At 46.6% G+C, this 1,020-nt stretch carries 2 protein-coding genes; both read left to right on the forward strand.

The window, feature by feature from the left end; all coding sequences use genetic code 11:
* Positions 1-54: 54 nt before the first annotated feature.
* Entirely contained in the window at positions 55-675 is a 621-nt protein-coding gene (locus TT11_RS16520; protein WP_261871196.1) for a transposase, read from the forward strand.
* Positions 632-1,020: transposase (locus TT11_RS17580; RefSeq protein ID WP_261871197.1), on the forward strand; the 389-nt coding region annotated here is incomplete at its 3' end. The genes TT11_RS16520 and TT11_RS17580, both read left to right, overlap by 44 nt.

Consider the following 1,020-nt stretch of genomic DNA (forward strand, 5'->3'; position numbering starts at 1 on the left):
GCCTTTCCCAAACTTTGTGTAACTGCTTATAATCCAATAACAGGAGAATAAGCAATGACTACTCAATCTGACATTAAAAAGCTGTCTGAGCAAATGGCTGGTAGCATGAACAGCTTCGATGACATCAAAGACTTTCAGAAGCAGCTCATGCAGTCGTTTATCGATACTGCCTTAGAGGCTGAGATGGAAGACCATCTCGGCTACCCCAAGCATGAGAAAGCAGACAAGCCTAATAAGCGTAATGGGCACACTAAAAAGACCGTCCGCAGTGACACAGGCGATCTTGAGATATCCACCCCAAGAGACCGTGATGGTGACTTTGAACCTGCACTCGTGCGCAAGCATCAAAGTCGTATTAGTGGCCTTGATGACAAGATCATATTCCTTTATGCCAAAGGTCAAACCACCACCGAGATTGTAGAGAGCATTAAAGAGCTCTATGACGTCGACATCTCAAGCTCTCTTGTCTCAAGAGTCACCGATAACATATTAGAGGACATCACCGTTTGGCAGAACCGGCCGCTGAGCAGTGTTTATCCTATCGTCTATTTAGACTGCATTGTTGTTAAGGTACGTCAAGATAAGCAGATTATCAACAAGGCTATCTATCTGGCGCTAGGCGTGGGACTTGATGGTAAAAAAAGAGCTGCTTGGCATGTGGCTATCAGAGAATGAGGGCGCTAAGTTCTGGCTAGGTGTTCTCACTGAACTACAAAACCGCGGGGTACAAGATATCCTCATTGCCTGTGTCGATGGTTTAAAGGGCTTCCCTGATGCCATTAACACGGTTTATCCCAATGCTCAGGTTCAGCTGTGTATCGTGCATATGCTGCGTTACTCCATGAAGTTTGTGCCGTGGACAGATAAGAAGGCAATAGCGGCTGATTTAAAGGCCATCTACGGCGCTGATACCCTTGAGATGGCAGAGGCCAATCTTGAGCACTTTGATGAGACTTGGGGCAAAGATTACCCGCACGTGTCAAGTCTTGGCGCAATAACTGGGAGGCTTAACGGTGTTCT

The sequence above is a fragment of the Psychrobacter sp. JCM 18901 genome (assembly GCF_000586435.1).
Taxonomy (GTDB): Bacteria; Pseudomonadota; Gammaproteobacteria; order Pseudomonadales; family Moraxellaceae; genus Psychrobacter.